A 19,045-nucleotide genomic window follows, 5' to 3' on the forward strand; every position below is an offset into this window, starting at 1 on the left:
TCCGTGAGACGGAGCGTTTCCCGGGGCGGGCCGGACGGCAGGTCCGACCGGCCCGCGCGGGGGTTCAGTCGGGCAGCCGGTCCAGCAGCCACCCGCACAGTTCCTCGGTGATGGCGGTGTGCGCCGTCGTGGTCGAGGAGCAGATGAAGTCGTCGACCTCGCTCTCCGATGGGTCCAGGCCGTCGATGTCCGCGTACAGGTCCTTCTGCTGGTCGATGTCGCGGATCGCGACCGCGCTGACGGAGGGCACGAAGCAGACCTCCTCATGGCGCAGGTCGACCTGGGCGCCGAACCTCTTCAGCATGTCGGCGAGGATCCCGTAGGAGCGGAGGGTGCCGCCGGGGGCCCCGTCCAGCTCGGGGAAACCGCTCGTCTTCACCGGCTTCTCGGCCGGGGGGAACCGCCGCTTCAGCTCGGCGACGACGACGTCCTTGCCCTGCGCCTGGCTGTAGAAGGTGGTGCCGGGGTAGATCTTCTCGACCTTGAGCGCGGTCTCGCCCGGCGGGATCGCGAGACCCGTGCCGTCGCCGCGGCCGTTGGCGAGCGCGAGGATGCGGGGGATGCGCGGCCAGCCGCCGAGCTCCTCCAGCTTCCTGAGGAACTCCGTGCGCTCCGGCGCGATCCCGATCCGGCCGGTCATCGGGTCGTAGTGGCGCCAGAGCATCTGCCGGGCGGCCGGGCTGTTCATCTGCCGGGCGAAGTCGTTCGGGACCGGGATGAAGTGCGAGAACGCCTGGAGGCCGATCGGCACGACGCCGCCGCGGTGCGGGCTGTCGTACGAGAAGTACAGCCGGGTGCGGTGATCCATCCGCTGCATTTCCAGCTTGGCGAGCGCGAAGCGGGTGATGATGCCGCCCATGCTGAAGCCGCCCACCGTCAGGCCCGAGTCGCCCAGTTGCTCCGCCTGGGTCCGCAGGATGGCGGCGATCGCGGTCTCGGCGTTGGTCATGATCGAGGCGGTGCGCTCTTCGAAGCCCACCAGGATGACGTCACGGCCGCGGCGGCGGAGTTCGCTCAGGAAGGGATAGTCACGGTCGAGGCCGGCGTACAGCCACTTCAGGTCGCTCCTGCCGAGGTTGAACCCGTCGGCCATGATCACCGGTCGTGTGACGGCGCGGTTGCGCTCGCCGTAGAAGACATGGGCGAAGCCGTGCGGCAGCGGCCACTCCTCGTCCGGCTCCGGGACCGGATACGGCAGCGGGACCGGCGGCGCGGAGCTCAGCGGATCGGCGAGCGTGAACGCTCCGACGCTCTGCTCCGCCTTCTCGTCCTGTTGGTCGGACACAGCCATCTCCTTCCGAATTCGCGCATGGCACAGCAGCCCGTCGGAATGGGCTGGAAGACTGCGGAAGGCGCGAAGACCGGACATCATCAGCACATCGGCCACAGACGCAGCCATGCGCCGCTCGGATCCTCATTCGAATGGAGGCAGCGGGGACGGAGACGCACGTCTCCTACGCCAGGTCGGTCGACGTGGGGCACGTCGGCGCCCTCGCCATCACCCGTTTGACGCCGATCAGCACCTGGTAGCGCCGCCGCGCGGCGAACTCCGTCGTCTCCCAGACTGCCGGGCGGCCTGCCTCCGCACACAGGTGCAGCACCCGTCCCTCGTCGACCCAGAGCCCTACGTGGGCGCCGTAGGCGTTGTCGGTGGCGTTGAACAGCAGCAGGTCCAGCGGCTGGGCAACCGACACCCGAACCGTGGCCTGCGTATCGGCCCACAGTTCGCTCGATCGCAGAGGCGGGGGAGCGAAGCCGAAGTGCCGGAGCACCTCGTACGCGAACAGTTGGCAGTTCGCGCCCAACGCCAGACCGGGACGAGCTGCCACCGAAGGCGCACCCGGATAGCGGGAGCCGCGGTAGGGCACGGTCCAGAAGGGGGCCGGAAGTTGGTCGAGCAGTGGGTCCATCGACACATCATGCTGTCCGGCCGGCCCTGTTGAGATGCCGGCCCCGTGAGGGACAAGACGGGCGGGGTCGAAGGAATCCGCTTACGGCCGCAGCGCAGTCAAGCTCACTCAGAAGTTCCCGGTCTCCCGGCCGGGCGCAGTCCAGGGCCTGATCACCGACGAGGACCTCACGCCGGGAACTGCTCGGCCGGCCGGCGGAGTACGGCCTTCACCCTGACGGCGTCCAAGGCTGAAGGTGTGGAGGCCCTCCTCCGCGACGGGCGGCGCCGCGAATGGCGCCGCCCGTCACAGAGGGCGATCAGACCGTGCCGCTGGCTGCGATCTTGACCGAAGCCTTGGGCTTGCCGCTCTGGCTGCCGAGCTTCTCGATCTGGTCGACGATTTCCTTGCCCTCGACGACCTCGCCGAAGACCACGTGCTTGCCGTCCAGCCAGCTCGTCACGATCGTGGTGATGAAGAACTGCGAGCCGTTGCTGTTCGGGCCCGCGTTCGCCATGCTCAGCAGGTACGGACGGTCGTGCTTGAGGGTGAAGTTCTCGTCCGCGAACTTCTCACCGTAGATGCTCTTGCCACCGGTGCCGTTGCCCTTGGTGAAGTCACCGCCCTGCAGCATGAACTCGGGGATGATCCGGTGGAACCCGGAACCGGCATAGCCGAAGCCGTTCTGCCCCGTGGCCAGCTCCCGGAAGTTCTTGGTGGTCCGGGGCACCACGTCGTCGAAAAGGTTGAACACGATCCGGCCCGCCGGCTGGTCGTCGATGGTGATGTCGAAGTACACGTTGTCGCTCATGGAGATCAACATATCGCCAAGCCTGGAGCGCGTCCGCACAGGCTCGGCGTGTGGCCCGGGTCACGGTCGCGGCGGCCGATGTTTACGCGGCGTCGTGCGGGTGAGTGGCGCCTGAAGAGCCTCGCCACCGCGAGCTTCGCCACCGCCGTCGGCAACTTTGTAATGAGGTGTTCTGGTCTGTCCGGGTACCGCCAGGAAGGACTCGTGAACGAGGCGCTGTCGTCGCGCAGTGCCGAGGAGGCAAGGGTCGCGTCACCCGGACCCACGCGCGACGCGTTCTTCGACAATGCGAAATACCTCGCGATCGTGCTGGTGGCGATGGGGCACGCCTGGGAGCCGCTGCGTGACGGCAGCCGGACCGTCAGCGCGCTCTACATGTTCGTCTACGCCTTTCACATGCCGGCGTTCATCGTCATCTCCGGTTACTTCTCGCGCGGCTTCGACGCGAGCCCCGCCCGGATCAAGCGCCTGATCACGGGCGTTGCCGTTCCGTACGTGCTCTTCGAGACGGCGTACACCTACTTCACCCGGTGGACCGACGGCGTCCCGGACCGCGAGATCAGCCTGCTGGACCCCTTGTATCTGACGTGGTTCCTGGCCGCGCTGTTCATCTGGCGCCTGACCACACCGATCTGGAAGCTCGTGCGGTGGCCGCTGCCGCTCGCGCTCGTCCTCGCCATGCTGGGCACCCTCGCGCCGTCCATCGGCAAGGACCTCGACCTGCAGCGGGTCCTGCAGTTCCTGCCGTACTTCGTCCTGGGCCTGTGCCTGAGGCCCGAGCACTTCCGTCTCGTCCGCCGCCGGTCGGTGCGCATCCTGGCCGTACCCGTCTTCGCATGCGCGCTCGCCGTGGCGTACTGGCTGGTGCCGCGGATGACCCAGGCCTGGTTCTACCACCGGGACAGCGCGGCGGAACTCGCGGCCCCCGACTGGTACGGGCCCGTCATGACAATGGCCACCTTCGGCTGTTCGGTGGCTCTGGTGTCCTGCTTCTTCGCGTGGGTGCCGGGGCGCCGCACGTGGTTCACCGTGCTGGGCGCGGGAACACTCTGCGGGTACCTGCTGCACGGGTTCCTCGCCCAGGGATCGAAGTTCTGGGGCTGGTACGGCCCGGCGTGGGTGCACCGGCCGCTGGGTGAGGTCACGGTCACCGCCGTGGCCGCGGCGGTCGTGACCGTCCTGTGCACCCCGCCCGTGCGGCGCGTGTTCCGGTTCACGATGGAGCCGGAGCTGAAGCAGGCGTTCAGGCACGAGGCCACGGGAGCGGCCCGCGCCCCCAGTGTGGCGGTCCGCTGACGGCCCTTGTTCACGCGGCGGCTTGCTCGATCTTCGGTTCCTCGGCCCGGCTCTTCGTGGGTGCGGAAGCCCGGCCGCCTACGGTGGGGACCGCGCCGAGCGCCGTAGTGATGATCGGGGAGCCCGAGCCGACCGATGTCATCCCCACGACGACACCGCCCACCAGGCCGATCAGCAGGGGGACGACGGGCCGGACGGTACGTGGGCGTCCGCGGCGGCGGTCCAGCCGGCGGCGGATGAGCATCCCGGCGACGGCGACGGCGACGGCGACGGCGAGCACGAGCGCCGCACCGACGACGTACTTGACGCGTTGCTGGTTCACCCCGAACACCATGACCGTGACCGGTGTCATGGGGCGCCGCCGCCCATGCCGGTGAGTCCCACCGCGAAGCCCACCAGGGACCCGCGACGATGATCGGGCCGGTGAGATCCATGATGCGGACCGTACGCAGTTTCCTGTGAGAAACGCAGGGAATCCCGGGCTGCGACCCCGCAGGCAGCGTGCTGCAATGGGCCGGGGTGAAATGGGCGGACCGGCCGCCATCCGACAGCGAGGAGGGCAGCATGCCTCCCTGTGCCGCCTCCGGGGCCCCGTCCGCTCCGCACATGAGTGAAGCGGCGTTCCGGGCGCTGTACGAGCGGCTGAGCGCCGACACACGGCTCGTCAGCGGCCCGCCCGGCGGATCCCTGCGCCATCTGACGCCCGAGCGCGTGCGGGCGGCCGCGAGCGAGGTCCGTTCGGGGCGCACGGTGTCGCTCGCCGCCCCCATCGAGACACACCGGGGACCGGACAGCCCCGAGCCCGCCGACCACCGTATGACCGGGCCGGCCGCCGGCGACCTCGATGCGCCCGGCCTGCACTTCGCCCGCGACCGGCTGGCGATGAACGTTCATGGTGACGTGGACAGCCATCTGGACGCGCTGTGCCATGTGATCGTCGACGGTGAGCTCTTCGGCGGGGTCTCGGCGCGCAGCCTGACTCCGGACGGAGCCGACGCACTGTCCGTGGACCTCGTCCGCAACGGCATCGTCGGGCGGGGTGTGCTCCTGGACGTTCCCAGGCTGCGCGGAGCCCGCTGGCTGGAACCGGGCGACCATGTGACACGGGAGGACCTGGCCGCCGCCGAGGAGGCACAGGGTGTCCATGTCGGGCCGGGAGATCTGCTCTTCGTCCGGGTCGGTCACCGGCTCAGGCGGCTGGAGCTGGGGGCGTGGAACGTGGCCGAGGCACGCGCGGGTCTCCATCCGACGGCCGTGCGGTTCCTGGCCGAGCGGGAGGTCGCGGTGCTGGGCGGGGACGGGAACAACGACACCGCCCCCAGCGCGGTCGACGGGATCGGTTTCCCCGTGCATGTGCTGGCGATCCACGCGCTGGGGATCTACCTGATGGACTACCTCCAGTTCGAGGAGTTGGCCCCGGCCTGCGAGAGCGCCGGCCGTTGGTCCTTCCTCTGTGCGATCGCACCCTTGCGGCTACCGGGGGCCACGGGTTCTCCGGTCAATCCGATCGCCGTGCTGTGACCCGGACCGGCGCGCGGCCGAGCGCCGACGCGCGGCAGCGTCCGGGTGGACGAAGATGATCAGCCGGGCGGCGTAAGACCGATGCGTCACGCGTGCCGCTCGGCTGCGGCGGTGATTCCGTGTCCTTCGACCTGCGGGCGGTGGCCGGCCGGCCCGGGGTCACGCAGCGGAGGAGGCTGTCGATCGTGAGTTCCACCGAGGGCACGTTGCGGAGCGTGATTCCCGCCCACCTGCTCAAGGGTCAGAAGGCGCTGGTCACAGGTGCCAACTCGGGCATCGGCAAGGCGACCGCCATCGGCCTGGGCCGGGCCGGCTGCGATGTCGTCGTCAATTACGTGGCCGGCCGCGAGGATGCCGAGCAGGTCGTCGACGAGATCAAGGCGATGGGCGTGAACGCGGCGGCCTACGAGGCGGACGTGTCGCAGGAGGACCAGGTCGTCTCGATGATGGACCGGATGGTCGAGGAGTTCGGCACGATCGACATCCTCGTCGCCAACGCCGGGCTGCAACGGGACGCCCCGATCACGGAGATGACTCTCGCTCAGTGGCGGAAGGTGCTGGACGTCAATCTCACCGGGCAGTTCCTGTGTGCCCGCGAGGCGACCAAGGAGTTCCTGCGCCGCGGTGTGGTCCCCGAGGTGTCGCGTTCGGCGGGCAAGATCATCTGCATGAGCTCGGTGCACCAGATCATTCCGTGGGCCGGGCACGTCAACTACGCCAGTTCCAAGGGCGGCGTGCTGATGATGATGCAGACCCTGGCCCAGGAACTCGCGCCGAAGAAGATCCGCGTCAACGCGGTCGCGCCCGGAGCCATCAAGACACCGATCAACCGCCAGGCCTGGGAGACTCCGGAGGCCGAACGCGACCTCCTGCAACTCATCCCCTACGACCGTGTCGGTGAGCCCGACGACATCGCCTACGCCGTCGTAGGCCTTGCCTCCGACCTCATGGACTACGTCGTGGGAGCCACGCTTTACGTGGACGGCGGCATGACCCTCTTCCCGGGCTTCGCCACCGGCGGCTGACCCTCACACCCTTGTCGGCCCCGGGGGGCACCTGTGCACACCATGATTCACCTGCTGGCGGACCCACCACCCCAGATGCTGCCGGCCAGATCGCAGATGGCGTTCACGCTCGCCGCGCACATCATCCTGGTGCCCCTGGGCGTGGCGCTGCCGCTCATCACCCTCATCATGCACGGCTACGGCCTGCGCCGTAACGACCCCACCGCGCTGCTGCTGGCCCGGCGCTGGTCGGCGGTCATGGCCGTGCAGTTCGCCATCGGTATCGTCACCGGGACCGTGCTGTCCTTCGAGTTCGGACTGCTGTGGCCGGGCATGATGGGCCAGTGGGGTGATGTCTTCGGCCTCGGATTCGGCATCGAGGCCTGGGCCTTCTTCCTGGAGGCCGTCCTCATCGCCATCTACCTCTACGGCTGGCGCAGGCTGCCCGCCCGTACCCACTTCCTGCTCGCACTGCCCCTGCCGGCCGCCGCCCTGCTCGGTGCCTTCGGCATTCTGGCGGCCAACTCCTGGATGAACACGCCGCGGGGCTTTGTCCTCGACTCCGCGGGCAACCCCACCGGCGTGGACGTCCGCAAGGCCGTCTTCACACCGATGTTCGGACCGGAGTACTGGCACTTCGTGGTCGCCATGCTGCTGACCGCGGGCTATGTCGTGGCAGGTGTCTATGCCTCGGGCTGGCTGCGCGGGCGCCGCGACCGGTACCACCGGCTCGGATTCACCGTGCCCTTCACCCTCGCCGCGGTGCTCACACCGATCCAGTTCATGCTGGGCGACTCCATCGCCCGGCAGGTCTTCCACAAGCAGCCGGTGAAGTTCGCTGCGATGGAGATCGTCTGGAAGACCGACACCCATGTGCCGGAGTACCTGTACGGCCGACTGCACCCCGACGGCTCCGTCTCCGGCGGCATCAAGATCCCCCAGCTCGACTCCATCCTCGCCGGCTTCCGCCCGGACACGCAGGTGACCGGTCTGACCTCGGTGCCGGCCGATGCCCGGCCCACCGCCACCCAGGCCACCATCACGCACTTCGCGTTCGACACCATGGTCGGCATCGGCTCCCTGCTGATCCTGCTCGCGCTCTGGTACGGCCTGGTGTGGCTGCGCCGCCGCCGACTGCCCGCCTCCGTCTGGTTCTACCGCGCAGCGGCGTGCGCGGGCGTGGCCTCCGTCGTCGCTGTGGAGTGCGGCTGGATCACCACCGAGGTGGGCCGCCAGCCGTGGATCGTCTACCAGTACATGCGGGTCGCCGATGCGGTCACCGCGACGCGTGCCCCCGCTCTGTGGACGATGTTCGGCCTGGTCATCCTCGTCTATGTGTTCGTGTTCGGCTCCTTCCTCGTCGTACTGCTGAAGATGCGCACCCGCTGGCGGCTCGCCGACGCTTCGGACACGGCGGGGCGGGGCGCACCGGAGACGGACAATCCCTACGGACCCCGCTCCGCCCTCGCGGGCAGCGGCCCCGCACCGGGTCCCGGACCCTCCGCCGGCGGGGAGGACCGGTCATGACCGCCGCCGGTGTCGTCGCCCTGGTCCTGCTGCTCGCGATCGCCGCCTACGCCTGCGCCGGCGGCACCGACTACGGGGCCGGCTTCTGGGACCTGACCGCGGGCGGAGTCGAACGAGGCAAGCGCCCCCGGTGGCTGATCGACCACGCCATGGCGCCCGTGTGGGAGGTCAACAACGTCTGGCTGATCTTCGTCCTCGTCATCATGTGGACCGGGTTCCCGGTCTTCTTCCGTACCGTGTTCGTCGCGATGTGGCTGCCCCTGGCGCTCGCCGCCGTCGGCACCGTGTTGCGCGGCGCGGGCTTCGCCCTGCGCAAGCCGGCCCGCCGGCTGGCCGGGCGGCGCCTGTACGGGGCCGTGTTCGCGATCGCCTCGCTCCTCACGCCGTTCTTCCTGGGTGCCGCCGTGGGCGGGATCGCCTCCGGCCGGGTCTCTCCGGGTACCGCGGCGTCGGTGGCCAACTGGGCCAACCCCACCTCCCTCCTGTTCGGGTTGCTGGCCATCGCCATGACCGCGTTCCTCGGCGCGGTGTTCCTGGCCGGGGATGCCCGCCGCTTCGGCGCACCGGACCTCGACGGCCACTTCCGGCGGCGGGCGGTCTTCGCCCTCGCTGCCGTCGCCGTACTGACGGTGGTCATGCTGTTCGTCACCCACGGCGACGCGCCCCATGTGTGGCACGGCCTGACGCACGGCGTCGGGCTCGTCCTGGTCATCCTGGCGGCCGTGGCCGCACTCGCCACGGGCTGGTTGCTGCTGGGTACGGCCGAGGCCCGCTGGTCCCGCAGCACGGCCGTCGTCGCGGTGGCGGCGGGGGTCTTCGCGTGGGGCGTGGCGCAGCGGCCGTATCTCATCCCGGTCTCGCTGACCGTCGCCGACGGCGCGGGAGCCACGACCACACTGCGCTGGCTGATGCTGGTCACCGCCGTGGCCGTGGTGCTGGTGTTCCCCGCCGTGGCCTATCTGTACTGGCTGGACACCCATGGCGCCCTCGAACCCCTCACCGACGCCGATCTGCGCGGCCGTGCGGGTGACGACGCCTGACGCAGGGGGCCTGCCGCGCGCGGGAGCGGGCGGCAGGCGGTGAGGCGGTGACCCAGAACGAGATCCTGCTGGGCATCGGGCTGACCGTCGCGCTCGCGGTGGGTTCGCAGATCCTGGCGAGCCGGCTGCGGATCCCCGCCGTCATTGTGCTGCTGCCCGCCGGATTCGCGGCGGGAGCGCTGACCGACGTCGTCGACCCCGACAAGCTGGTCGGCCCGGACTTCGCCCCTTTGGTGTCACTGTCGGTGGCGCTGATCCTCTATGACGCGGGGCTGGGCCTCGACCTGCGCCACCTCCAGGGCGCGACCAGAAGCGTCGTCGTCCGGCTGATCGTGCTGGGGGTGCTTCTGACCTGGGGGGCGGTCATGGCCCTGGGGCCCGCTCTGCTCGGTGTGCCGTTCGCCGTGGCCTGCATGGTCGGGGTGATCCTCGTCGTGTCCGGGCCGACGGTCGTCGGACCGCTGCTCGACCATGTGCGGCCCTCGGACACCGTGCGCCGGGTGCTGATCTGGGAGGGCTCGCTCATCGACCCGATCGGCGGCATCCTGGGCGCCGTCGTCTTCCACTCCATCCTCGCCGGAGGGTTCCGGACCGGGCATGGATTCCGGTTCGCCGTGTTCTTCGGCGGGATTGTCGTCGGGCTTGTGGGCGGCCTTGTGGGGAGCGCGCTGCTGTGGTTCACGCTCCGCGTGCTCCGGCTCGGGGAGACCCTGGGCACGCTCGCTCAGCTGGCCACCGTGGTCGCGGTGGCCGCGGGCTGCGACATGGTCCTCGACGACACGGGGCTCATCGCCGCGGTCGTCACCGGAATGACCGTGGCCAACCTGCCGGGCTTCGACATGCCGGCGCGGCGGCCGTTCTTCGAGACGCTCGTACAACTGATCATCGGACTGTTGTTCGTGTCCATCTCGGCCACGGTGACCCCGAAATCGGTCGTCCCCGTGCTGCTCCCCGCCCTCGGGCTCGTCGCCGTACTCGTCCTGCTGGTGAGACCGCCGGTCTCCGTCCTCTCCACCGCCCGGAGCGGCCTGGCGGCGGGGGAGCGCGGCTTCGTCGGCTGGATGGCTCCGCGGGGCATCGTGGCCGCCTCCACGGCCGCCACGTTCTCCACCGCCCTCGTCGACGCGGGGCTGGACGGCGCCGACAAGATCCTGCCGGTCACATTCCTGGTGATCGTCGGGACCGTCCTGGTGTACGCGCTGACGGCCAAGCCGGTGGCCGCCCGGCTGGGCGTCGTACGGTCCGCACGGGCCCGGCCCCTGCTGGTCGGCGGCGCTCCCTGGGTGATCGACCTCGCCCGTGCGCTGCGGGCGGCCGGGCTCGACGTCCTCATGTGGGCCGGGCCCGCCCAGGAGCGGGAGCAGATCAGGGAAGCCGGGATCGAGCCGGCCGAGGGGGAGCTGCTGGCCACGGCGACGAGCCCCGGCGCCCGGCTGGAAGGTGTGACGGCGGCGTTCCTGCTCACGGACGACGACGACTTCAACGTGCTCGCCTCACTGGTGGTGCAGGACGGGGTCGACGGCCCGGTGCTGCGGATCGCGCCGCCACCCGACAGCGGCGCCGTGGTCGCCCCCTACGCCGGGGGCGACCTCCTCTTCGGCCGCCACCTCGCCCGGCACACCCTGACCGAACGCTTTGCGCAGGGCGCCCGTTTCCTGGTGCGGCCCGCGTCGGACATGCCGGTGCCGGGCCACGACACACTCTTCGTGGTACGTCCCGACGGGCGGCTGGAGCCGGCCACCGAGGCACGGCCCGTCACGCCGGGGGCAGGCGACACCCTGGTCCTCCTCGGGCCGGTACCTCACTGACGCCGGGCGTTGAGGGCGCTGTCGAGGGTGATGGCCGCGTCGACGAGCGCCAAGTGCGTGAAGGCCTGGGGGAAGTTCCCCAGTTGCCGCCCGGTCGGGTCGATCTCCTCGGAGTACAGGCCCAGATGGTTGGCATACCCGAGCATCTTTTCCAGGACCAGGCGGGCCCGGTCCAGGCGCCCCGCACGCGCCAGCGCGTCGACGTACAGGAACGTGCACAGCGAGAACGTGCCCTCGGAGCCCCGCAGTCCGTCGGGCGAGGCCTCCGGGTTGTACCGGTAGACCAGGCTGTCGCTGACCAGTTCCTTCTCCATCGCGTCCATGGTCGTGGCCCACGCCGGGTCCCCGGGGGTGACGAAGCCGACCGTCGGCATGCGCAGGAGCGAGGAGTCGAGGACTTCGCTCCCGTAGTGCTGGACGAAGGCCGCACGCTCCTTGTTCCAGCCCTTCGTCCAGACCTGGTCGTAGATCTGGTCCCGGGCGATGCTCCAGCGATCGGTCGCCGCCGGTCTGCCGTTCTCCTGCGCGAGCCGCAGTGCGCGGTCGAACGCGACCCAGGACATCACCCGCCCGTAGGTGAAGTCCTGACGGCCGCCGCGCGTCTCCCACACACCCTCCTCGGTCTGGTCCCAGTTGTCGGCGAGCCAGTCGAGGACGGTGCGCATGGAGTTCCAGCCCCGGTGCCCGAGGTGGAAGCCGTGCCGGTGCGCGAAGGAGATGCTGTCCAGCGCCTCCCCGTAGATGTCCAGTTGCAGCTGGGTCGCCGCGCCGTTGCCGATGCGCACCGGGGCGGACCCTTCGTAGCCCTCCCAGTGGTCCAGGATCTCCTCGTCGAGGTCGGCCGAGCCGTCGACCCGGTACATGATGTTCAGCGGTCCGGTGTCGCCACCCGCCTTGTCCTGGGCCCGGTCGGCGAGCCAGTCGATGAATGCCCTGGCCTCATCGACGAACCCCATGCCCAGCAGGGCGTAGACGGAGAAGGCGGCGTCCCGGATCCAGGTGAACCGGTAGTCCCAGTTGCGTTCGCCGCCCAACTGCTCCGGCAGTGCTGCGGTGGGCGCGGCGACCAGTCCGCCGCTCGGCGCGTAGGTCATCAGTTTCAGCGTCACCGCCGAGCGCTCCAGCATCTCCCGCCACCGTCCGGTGTACCGCGACTGGCTGAGCCATGTCCGCCAGAACCGGATGGTGTCCTCGAAGAGCTGCTGGAACTCCGCCACCCGGATCTGCCGGGGCGGGCCGTCGGCGGCCGACTCGATGACGAAGCCGCGCTGCTGGCCCGCCTGCAGGGTCACGGACAGATGCAGGTCGTTCTCCGCGCTGACCGTCGTGGGCAGCCGCTCGTCGTCCGGTTCGCGGACCGTGTGGACGGTCAGCTCCAGCTCGTCCGACGCGAAGACCGCCCCGTAGTCGGCGAGCTCGACCTTGTGGGGCCGGCGGCCGTAGTCGAAGCGTGGAGCGATGTCGACCTCGAACTTCATGCTGCCGCGCACACAACGCACCATGCGGACCAGGCGGTGGCGGGGCGTGACCGTCGTTCCCGTCACCGGCATGAAGTCCACGACCTCGCCCGCGCCCGCCTCGGTCATGAACCGGGTCACCAGAACCGCGGTGTCGGGCAGGTACAGCTGCTTGGTGGCGTACGTGGCGTGCGCGGGACGTACCGTGCAGTGCCCGCCCTTGCGCCTGTCGAGCAGAGCACCGAACACGCTGGGTGAGTCGATGCGCGGGCAGCAGAACCAGTCGATCGTTCCGTCGGTGGTCACGAGCGCCGCGGTCTGCAGATCCCCGATCAGGCCATGGTTCTCGATCATCGGGTAGTCGTCCATACGGCGTCCCTTCCGGCATGCGACGGTGCCCGGATGCCTGACCCCCCCACCCGTTCAGGCTAAGCCGGGCGGGCGCTTCGAGCCCGTCGGAGAAGGCGCCTACAGGCCCGGCTCACCGGTCCTCCACTCCCTCGTCGTCCCGGAGCCGGCGCCAGATTCTGGTGCGGTGCAGGACGTAGAGGGCCACGAACACAACAGCGACCTGCAGGCCGACGGCCAGCAGCCAGAACACGGCCGAGCTCTCCAACTCGTCGGTCATGTAGGTGAAGTTCATGCCGAAGTACCCCGTCAGGAAGGACAGGGGCAGGAAGATCGTCGAGACGATGGCCAGGCGGTTGATCACACCGTTCTGCTCGCCCGAGACCAGGGAGGAGTAGCTGGCGAAGGCGCGACGGCTGGCGTCCTGGAGGGACTCGATGTCGGCGAGAGCCAGCCTGCCCGCGTGCTGGAACTGACGGGCCAGGCGCTGACGCTCCGCCGGGAAGGTGCCGCTCAGCATCCGCCGGGTGAGGATCTCGTCCGTCACCTGGAGGTAGGGGAGCAGGGAATGATGCAACAGGGCGGAGTGCCGTCGCAGTTGTGACAGGCGATAGACCTGGTCGGGACGTCGTCGCTCGAACATCTCGTCCTCGAGTTCTTCCACCAGCAGCAGGTCCGACACAGCGGCTCGGCGAAAGGTCTCCAGGGCGTCCTGGAGCAGCAGGAACAGCATGGCCACGGCATCGGAGGGCCTTTCGAACCTCAGCTGCACGGCGAGGTTGTCCAGCGGGCCGGGCGGACCCCGGTGAACCGTGATCAGATGCCGGTCGGTCACCAGGGCATGGAAATGCCTGACCTGTACGCCTGCCACGACGGGCACGACGAGGCCTGCCACGTCCCCGAGGAACTCGGCCCGCGCATGTTCGCCGGCCCTGCCGAACCAGCGGATGTTCTCGGCCTCCAGGCCGAGCTGGTGGGCGACGGGCTGTTCGTCGGTCACCTCCTCTTCCGGCAGTTCGACGTCGACGAGCAGGAAGTCGGACATGGTGAGTCGCTCACGTGCCTCCGACACGTCGGTGCGAGTGATGATCCCTTCCGGCATCGAAACCACCGATACGATCATCGCCCCTCACTGTTGTCACAGGACCCGTCGGTATCAGCCTGCGCACGCTTCGAAGCCCGCGCATTCCGACGCGGGCAGACGCCCCGGCCGGTGCCCCGGACGAGTGAGGGCGCACGCCTGCGAGGCTCAGTCGACCGGCCATGTGTGCGCAGGGGCGTTGAGGTGCATGTAGTCGATGTACAGCTGCGTCATCCGGCGCAGGGCCTCATGGCGGCCGCTGTGGGTGGACTCGTCGATGCGGTGGAACATCTCCTTCTGCCAGACGGCTCCGTTGCGGGCGGTGACACATCGCTGCTCGATGACGCCCAGCAGCGGTTCCCGCCAGGCCGCGTCCATGCCGGAGTGCTCCAGCCCGCGGTGCGCCAGCGGCAGCAGGCGCCGCAGGACGAGTTCGGGCACCGGCACCTCGCCCATCCCGGGCCAGTACAGCAGTGCCTCGATGCCGTTGCGCGCCGCCGTGTGCAGGTTTTCCTCGGCTGCGGAGAAGGACATCCGTGACCACACGGGCCGGTCCTCCTCCACCAGGGCGCGGGTGAGCCCGTAGTAGAAGGCACCGTTGGCGAGGGTGTCGGCGACGGTCGGGCCGGCGGGCAGCACCCGGTTCTCCACCCTGACATGCGGTTTGTCGTGGGAGACCGCGTAGACCGGGCGGTTCCAGCGGTAGATCGTGCCGTTGTGCAGGGTCAGTTCGGCCAGTTCGGGGATGTCGCCGCGGTCCAGCGTCTGCGCGGGGTCCTGCTCGTCGCACAGAGGCAGCAGCGCCGGGAAGTAGCGCAGGTTCTCCTCGAAGAGGTCGAAGACGCTGTTGATCCACCGCTCGCCGAACCACACCCGGGGCCGTACCCCCTGCACCTTGATCTCCTGGGGGCGTGTGTCGGTCGCCTGCTCGAACAACGGGATACGGGTCTCGTGCCACAGCTCCTTGCCGAACAGGAACGGGGCATTGGCGGCCAGCGCGACCTGGACCCCGGCGATGGCCTGTGCCGCGTTCCAGTAGGCCGCGAACTCGTCCGGGGACACCTGGAGGTGGAACTGGGTGCTGGTGCAGGCGGCCTCCGGACTGATCGTGTCCGCGTAGGTCCGCAGCCGGTCGACACCGTCCACCTCGAGGAGCAGATCCTCGCCCCGGGCCGCGAAGACCTGGTCGTTGATCAGCCGATAGCGCGGGTTCTCCGACAGCGCGGCCTCGCCGATGTCCTCCTCCCGCAGCGTGGGAAGGATGCCGACCATGATCAGATGTGCGTCGACCGACCTGGCCCGCTGCTCCGCGTGATTCAGCGCGTCGCGGATCTCCGCCTCCCAGGCGTCGGGACCGCCCGCCGTCAGACGGCGGGGCGGAACGTTGATCTCGAGGTTGAACCGGCCCAGCTCGGTGGACCAGGCGGGGTCCGCGATCGCCTCGAGCACATCGCTGTTGCGCATCGCCGGCTCTGCCCGGTCGTCGACCAGGTTCAGCTCGATCTCCAGCCCCACCTGGGGCCGCTCGGACTCGAACCGCTCCTCGCGCAGCATCTGCGCGAACGCGTCGAGGCACTCGTGCATCTTGATCCGGTACCGGCGTCGGTCCTCGCGGGTGAAGACCATCGCCGGGACGTCGCGTCCCATCGGCCCTCCCGGGTTCCCCTCCTCGGACACCTCTCATCCCCCAGCGTCGCACCACCGGGCGCCCCTGACCACGTGGGACGCGTGCGGGACGGGTACGGTGTGCGGGCACTGCGGGCATGGCCCCCGGATTTGCGTTCGAGTGCACTCCAGCCTCCACACTGATCGCGACGGTATCCGTGCTGGGGAAGGAATGGCGGCAGCAGATGGAGACGACGAACGGGGCGGGGCACCCTCTGCCGTACGACAGCTATCGCGAGGCGATCGAGCGGGAGACGCTGCGATTCGCCGGCATCGCCGGCGGCGTGGACCCCGAGACCGCCGTGCCCTCCTGCCCCGACTGGACCCTGGCCGACCTCACCCGGCACGTGGGCGCGCTCCAGCGGTGGTTCAGCGCGCTGCTGACCCGGCTGGTCCAGGAGCCTCCGCGCAGCCGTGATCTGGAGCTGGGGCTGCCGGAAGGTGCGCAGGAGTATCCCGACTGGGTGGCGGCGGGCGTGCCCGCCGTGGCGGCGGTGCTGCGGGACACGGATCCGCTGGCGGCGATGTGGGCCTGGGGCGAGGACCAGCATGCGCGGTTCTGGGCCCGGCGGATGCTGTTCGAAACGCTGGTGCACCGGGTCGACGCGGAGCGCGCCGTGGGCCGGGACTCAGACATCGACCCCGTACTTGCGGCGGACGGCGTGGACGAGTTCCTCGTCAACCTGCCCCACGCGGGCCTCTTCGCCCCGGCCGTGACGAAGCTGCACGGCAGCGGCGAGACGATCGCCTTCCAGTGCTCGGACCACCCGGGTGGCACCGGTGAGGAGTGGCGCGTACGGCTGGACCCCGAAGGCTTCCGCCTGCTGCCGCGGACCGACACCGGCACCGACCCCGACGCCGCGACGTCCGCGGCGCAGTCGGTGGTGCGGGGGCCGGCAGCGGATCTTCTGTTGCTGCTGTACGGGCGGCGGGCGTACCAGGACGATGCCTTCGAGGTGTCGGGAGATACCGCGGTGCTCGACGTGTGGTTCGCCCACACGGCCTTCTGACCCACGCCGGAACTCCGCGGTTGCGGCTCACACCGGGGATCCGGCCTCGGCCGGAGTCCTGTGGCGACGCGTCCGCCCCCGGTTTCGCCGGCGGCGGGTGCGCATTCGGCTGACTCGCAGTCGGGCCGCGGACTCCGGGTCCCGTGCGGCCAGTTCGGTGAGCGCAGGGTGCGGGCCCATCAGGGTCAGCCAGTTGGCGAGCGGGTCGGGTCGGCCGGCGTCCTGCTGTGGGCTGAACCGGTCCAGCCAGTGGATCTGTGCGAGCAGGGCGAGGCCGGTGGCGGCGGCCGCTGCCCAGTTCGCCGGTCCGTGGGGGAAACGGTCGAAGAGTGCGGCGGTGGTGAACGACATCTCCGCGACGAGCAGCAGCAACCCGATGGCGCCCAGGCAGCCGAGGTCGCGTGGCGGGCGCGGCAGTTGGGGCATCAGCCGGGCGCGGTAGGCGGCGTGGAACTCCTCGCGGGCGCCACGGAGGGCCGTGTCGTGGAGCAGCAGATTGCCGAGGGCCGCGGAGGCGGTGCGTCTGCGCAGGGTGGCGAGCAGGGCGTCGGGCAGCGGGTGCCCGGCGCCGCGCGCGGGGTCGGAGCCGGCCGCAGTGAGAGCCAGGTTGCCGCGATGGTTGACGGTGGCCAGCCCGTCGAGCAGCAGTCGGGCGGCCGCGGCCTGGATGTCGTCCTCGGGCCACCAGCGGTCGGCGGCGGCGTGATAGGGGTCGCGGGCGAGTGCGGCGCAGCGTTTCGCCGCCGTCCGGTACCACCGGTCCTCGCGGCGGCCGCGCAGCCTGAGCAGCCTGTACTGCAAGGCTGTGACGGGCAGCGCGAAACAGGCCAGAGCGACGGAATCCACGCGTTGAGCGTAGAACCAGGGGTGGGCGCCGGTACATCCGTTTTCGCAGCCCATGATCGGGTGTCAGGGATAGCCTGACGCAATGACCGACGTTGCAGGCACTCCGTCCACTCCGGCCGCGGACGAGCTCCACCGGCTCTCTCCCCGGGACGAGTCCCGTGTCGCCCTCGCTCTGACACTTCGTCAACTCGCCGATGCCGTGCTGGATGCCGTGCCGGTCGAGCAGGATCCGGCGCCGGGCGACCTGCTCCGTACGGCACTTCGTCTCCAGCGCAGGGTGGAGGACGTGATACGCGAGGCCGTGGTGGCCGAGCGCGAGCGGGGCACCACGTGGTACCAGATCGGTGAAGCGGCGGGCATGACGCGGCAGTCCGCGCATGAGAAGTGGTACGGCGACGTCCACGCGTGGGCGGCCACGGGACGCAGCGCGCTGCCGCCGGACTTGAAGACGCTCGAGGTGGCGGCGGAGGCGGACGCCCGCTATGCCAGGCTGCGGCCGGACCGGCCGCGCGCGGTCACGTCGGGCCTGGACGCGGTCCGTTTCCCCGGTTCCCATGCGTACGAGGCCAGTCTGCGCGCCCGCGGCTCCGCCCTGCACAGCCGTCGTACCGAACTGGACGCGCGGACAACGCGGTTGAACGACGAGTACGGCACCCTGCACGAGCAGGGTCCCGCTGCCGCGCCCGTGGGCGGGGACCCGTTGGTGATCGCGGCCTACCGGGGACACGCCGATGCGGTGCGCGCCAACCGGCTCGCCATCGCGGCGGTGCACCAGGAGATCGCCGACGTGTACGACCAACTCGTCACGGCCGAGCCCTCTTTGGCGGAGGAACACCGCATGCAGGCCGACTGGCACCGCAATGCCTCCGAGCAGGCGCGCGCCTATGCCGACCTGCTGCAGGGCACGGACGGCTGACCTGCGGAGAAAGTTTGTAGCAGGTTTCGGAGGGGGCAATCCAACTGGGGCTCGTACTCGTATGGGTTCACAGGAGGAAATCTCTGAACACCTGGAGTCGCGATGTACTCCACCCATGGTGCCGAAGTCACTCTGAGGGGAGTGGGGGTGTGCTGCGCCGTTGGCAACACGGTGTTGCACACGCTCCTTGTCCCCGATCATCTCGAGGAGATGTTCTACATCGGTGTTCTGTTCGCCGCGGGCAGCGCGATCATGCTCGCCGTGGCGTTGACGCTGGTCGTGATGAAACATCCCTTGATCGCTTGGCTGACCGGGACGCTCGTCAGCCTCGGCATGATCGTCGGCTTTGCGCTGTCGCGCACCGTCGGCCTGCCGTCCGGCTACTACGAACCCGGTTGGGAGCCTCCGTACGGCCCCTTGTCCCTGCTCGTCGAAGGGCTCTTCGTCTTCGCCTTCCTTGCCTGGTACGGCGACAGGGCCGCCCACGGTGTCGCGCCCGGACTGCCCTCCAGGGCGGAGCGCGAGCCGGTTTCGGCGGAGCCCGGCGCATCGAAGCGCTGGTGACACCAGTACCCGGTGTGTTCATGGGGTCTACCGAGGGAGAAATTTGCGGCTTTTCTTCCGCCAACGCCATCCAATTCCCGTCCTACGCCGTATGTGATACGAGGGATCTTTCGACAGGAGGAACAGCATGGCGATCTTCAGCAAGCTCTTCCCGGCCAGTCACCGCGACCACGGTGACAGCAGCGGCCATGGTGACCACAGGAGGGACTCGGAATCGGGGCACGGGCACGGCGACAGGAACCGTGACCACGGGGGTCGTGAG

Annotated in this window: 17 protein-coding genes; 9 read left to right on the forward strand and 8 right to left on the reverse strand. The window is 69.8% G+C overall.

The window, feature by feature from the left end; translation table 11 throughout:
• Positions 1–64: 64 nt before the first annotated feature.
• The 3 genes from Q8A52_RS45850 to Q8A52_RS45860 form a co-directional block, all read right to left on the reverse strand.
• A complete protein-coding gene (locus Q8A52_RS45850; protein WP_408649374.1) occupies positions 65–1,285 on the reverse strand; it encodes an esterase/lipase family protein in 1,221 nt (406 codons plus the stop codon).
• Between the two features lie 169 nt (positions 1,286–1,454).
• Positions 1,455–1,910 (reverse strand): NlpC/P60 family protein, encoded by a 456-nt coding sequence (locus tag Q8A52_RS45855; protein ID WP_316763999.1) that lies wholly within the window; start codon positions 1,908–1,910, stop codon positions 1,455–1,457.
• Between the two features lie 298 nt (positions 1,911–2,208).
• Positions 2,209–2,700, reverse strand: a complete 492-nt coding sequence (locus Q8A52_RS45860) for a peptidylprolyl isomerase (protein WP_316764002.1) — start codon at positions 2,698–2,700, stop codon at positions 2,209–2,211.
• A gap of 204 nt (positions 2,701–2,904) precedes the next feature.
• Between Q8A52_RS45860 and Q8A52_RS45865 the strand changes: the two genes are divergently transcribed.
• Positions 2,905–3,996, forward strand: coding sequence for an acyltransferase family protein (locus tag Q8A52_RS45865; RefSeq protein ID WP_408649375.1), 1,092 nt, complete (start codon positions 2,905–2,907; stop codon positions 3,994–3,996).
• 10 nt (positions 3,997–4,006) lie between these two features.
• Here the strand turns inward: Q8A52_RS45865 and Q8A52_RS45870 are convergent, their stop codons facing one another.
• Positions 4,007–4,348 (reverse strand): hypothetical protein, encoded by a 342-nt coding sequence (locus tag Q8A52_RS45870; RefSeq protein ID WP_316764005.1) that lies wholly within the window; start codon positions 4,346–4,348, stop codon positions 4,007–4,009.
• Between the two features lie 254 nt (positions 4,349–4,602).
• Between Q8A52_RS45870 and Q8A52_RS45875 the strand changes: the two genes are divergently transcribed.
• The 5 genes from Q8A52_RS45875 (at position 4,603) to Q8A52_RS45895 (ending at position 10,896) form a co-directional block, all read left to right on the forward strand.
• On the forward strand, positions 4,603–5,517 hold the full coding sequence (locus Q8A52_RS45875) for a cyclase family protein (protein WP_316764008.1): 915 nt from the start codon (positions 4,603–4,605) through the stop codon (positions 5,515–5,517).
• Between the two features lie 230 nt (positions 5,518–5,747).
• A complete protein-coding gene (locus Q8A52_RS45880; RefSeq protein ID WP_408649376.1) occupies positions 5,748–6,542 on the forward strand; it encodes an SDR family oxidoreductase in 795 nt (264 codons plus the stop codon).
• 42 nt (positions 6,543–6,584) lie between these two features.
• Entirely contained in the window at positions 6,585–8,048 is a 1,464-nt protein-coding gene (locus tag Q8A52_RS45885; RefSeq protein WP_316764083.1) for a cytochrome ubiquinol oxidase subunit I, read from the forward strand.
• Positions 8,045–9,088, forward strand: coding sequence for a cytochrome d ubiquinol oxidase subunit II (locus Q8A52_RS45890; protein ID WP_316764013.1), 1,044 nt, complete (start codon positions 8,045–8,047; stop codon positions 9,086–9,088). The genes Q8A52_RS45885 and Q8A52_RS45890 overlap by 4 nt, the downstream gene beginning before the upstream one ends.
• 47 nt (positions 9,089–9,135) lie before the next feature.
• Positions 9,136–10,896, forward strand: a complete 1,761-nt coding sequence (locus Q8A52_RS45895) for a cation:proton antiporter (RefSeq protein ID WP_316764016.1) — start codon at positions 9,136–9,138, stop codon at positions 10,894–10,896.
• On the opposite strand, the gene Q8A52_RS45900 is transcribed toward Q8A52_RS45895, so the two are convergent.
• The 3 genes from Q8A52_RS45900 to Q8A52_RS45910 all read right to left on the reverse strand — a co-directional run bounded on the left by Q8A52_RS45900 (position 10,890) and on the right by Q8A52_RS45910 (position 15,429).
• Positions 10,890–12,722 carry a glycoside hydrolase family 15 protein gene (locus Q8A52_RS45900; RefSeq protein ID WP_316764019.1) on the reverse strand — a complete coding sequence of 611 codons (1,833 nt, stop codon included), beginning with the start codon at positions 12,720–12,722 and terminating at the stop codon, positions 10,890–10,892. The genes Q8A52_RS45895 and Q8A52_RS45900 overlap by 7 nt on opposite strands.
• Positions 12,723–12,834: 112 nt before the next feature.
• On the reverse strand, positions 12,835–13,773 hold the full coding sequence (locus Q8A52_RS45905) for a CorA family divalent cation transporter (RefSeq protein ID WP_316764021.1): 939 nt from the start codon (positions 13,771–13,773) through the stop codon (positions 12,835–12,837).
• A gap of 177 nt (positions 13,774–13,950) precedes the next feature.
• On the reverse strand, positions 13,951–15,429 hold the full coding sequence (locus tag Q8A52_RS45910; protein WP_316764023.1) for a glutamate--cysteine ligase: 1,479 nt from the start codon (positions 15,427–15,429) through the stop codon (positions 13,951–13,953).
• A 203-nt stretch (positions 15,430–15,632) separates the two neighbouring features.
• Between Q8A52_RS45910 and Q8A52_RS45915 the strand changes: the two genes are divergently transcribed.
• Complete coding sequence (locus Q8A52_RS45915; protein WP_316764026.1) at positions 15,633–16,457, forward strand: maleylpyruvate isomerase family mycothiol-dependent enzyme; 825 nt, start codon at positions 15,633–15,635, stop codon at positions 16,455–16,457.
• 27 nt (positions 16,458–16,484) lie between these two features.
• Here the strand turns inward: Q8A52_RS45915 and Q8A52_RS45920 are convergent, their stop codons facing one another.
• Positions 16,485–17,303: a hypothetical protein gene (locus Q8A52_RS45920; protein WP_316764029.1), complete on the reverse strand. Its 819-nt coding sequence runs from the start codon at positions 17,301–17,303 to the stop codon at positions 16,485–16,487.
• A gap of 82 nt (positions 17,304–17,385) precedes the next feature.
• Here Q8A52_RS45920 and Q8A52_RS45925 point away from each other — a divergent pair, with 82 nt between their 5' ends.
• Positions 17,386–18,219, forward strand: coding sequence for a hypothetical protein (locus Q8A52_RS45925; RefSeq protein ID WP_316764031.1), 834 nt, complete (start codon positions 17,386–17,388; stop codon positions 18,217–18,219).
• Between the two features lie 102 nt (positions 18,220–18,321).
• The gene (locus Q8A52_RS45930; protein ID WP_316764034.1) at positions 18,322–18,783 is read left to right on the forward strand and encodes a hypothetical protein; all 462 of its coding nucleotides are present in this window, start codon (positions 18,322–18,324) and stop codon (positions 18,781–18,783) included.
• Positions 18,784–19,045 lie beyond the last annotated feature (262 nt).

This window comes from Streptomyces herbicida, assembly GCF_032656585.1.
GTDB lineage: Bacteria > Actinomycetota > Actinomycetes > Streptomycetales > Streptomycetaceae > Streptomyces > Streptomyces herbicida.

Excerpts from the sequence above, each read along its gene's own strand:
- Q8A52_RS45855 (WP_316763999.1), bottom strand. The coding sequence starts at position 1,910 with ATGGACCCACTGCTCGACCAACTTCCGGCCCCCTTCTGGACCGTGCCC.
- Q8A52_RS45860 (WP_316764002.1), bottom strand. The coding sequence starts at position 2,700 with ATGAGCGACAACGTGTACTTCGACATCACCATCGACGACCAGCCGGCG.
- Q8A52_RS45870 (WP_316764005.1), bottom strand. The coding sequence starts at position 4,348 with ATGACACCGGTCACGGTCATGGTGTTCGGGGTGAACCAGCAACGCGTC.
- Q8A52_RS45875 (WP_316764008.1), top strand. The coding sequence starts at position 4,603 with ATGAGTGAAGCGGCGTTCCGGGCGCTGTACGAGCGGCTGAGCGCCGAC.
- Q8A52_RS45885 (WP_316764083.1), top strand. The coding sequence starts at position 6,585 with ATGATTCACCTGCTGGCGGACCCACCACCCCAGATGCTGCCGGCCAGA.
- Q8A52_RS45890 (WP_316764013.1), top strand. The coding sequence starts at position 8,045 with ATGACCGCCGCCGGTGTCGTCGCCCTGGTCCTGCTGCTCGCGATCGCC.
- Q8A52_RS45900 (WP_316764019.1), bottom strand. The coding sequence starts at position 12,722 with ATGGACGACTACCCGATGATCGAGAACCATGGCCTGATCGGGGATCTG.
- Q8A52_RS45910 (WP_316764023.1), bottom strand. The coding sequence starts at position 15,429 with ATGGGACGCGACGTCCCGGCGATGGTCTTCACCCGCGAGGACCGACGC.
- Q8A52_RS45915 (WP_316764026.1), top strand. The coding sequence starts at position 15,633 with ATGGAGACGACGAACGGGGCGGGGCACCCTCTGCCGTACGACAGCTAT.
- Q8A52_RS45925 (WP_316764031.1), top strand. The coding sequence starts at position 17,386 with ATGACCGACGTTGCAGGCACTCCGTCCACTCCGGCCGCGGACGAGCTC.
- Q8A52_RS45930 (WP_316764034.1), top strand. The coding sequence starts at position 18,322 with ATGTACTCCACCCATGGTGCCGAAGTCACTCTGAGGGGAGTGGGGGTG.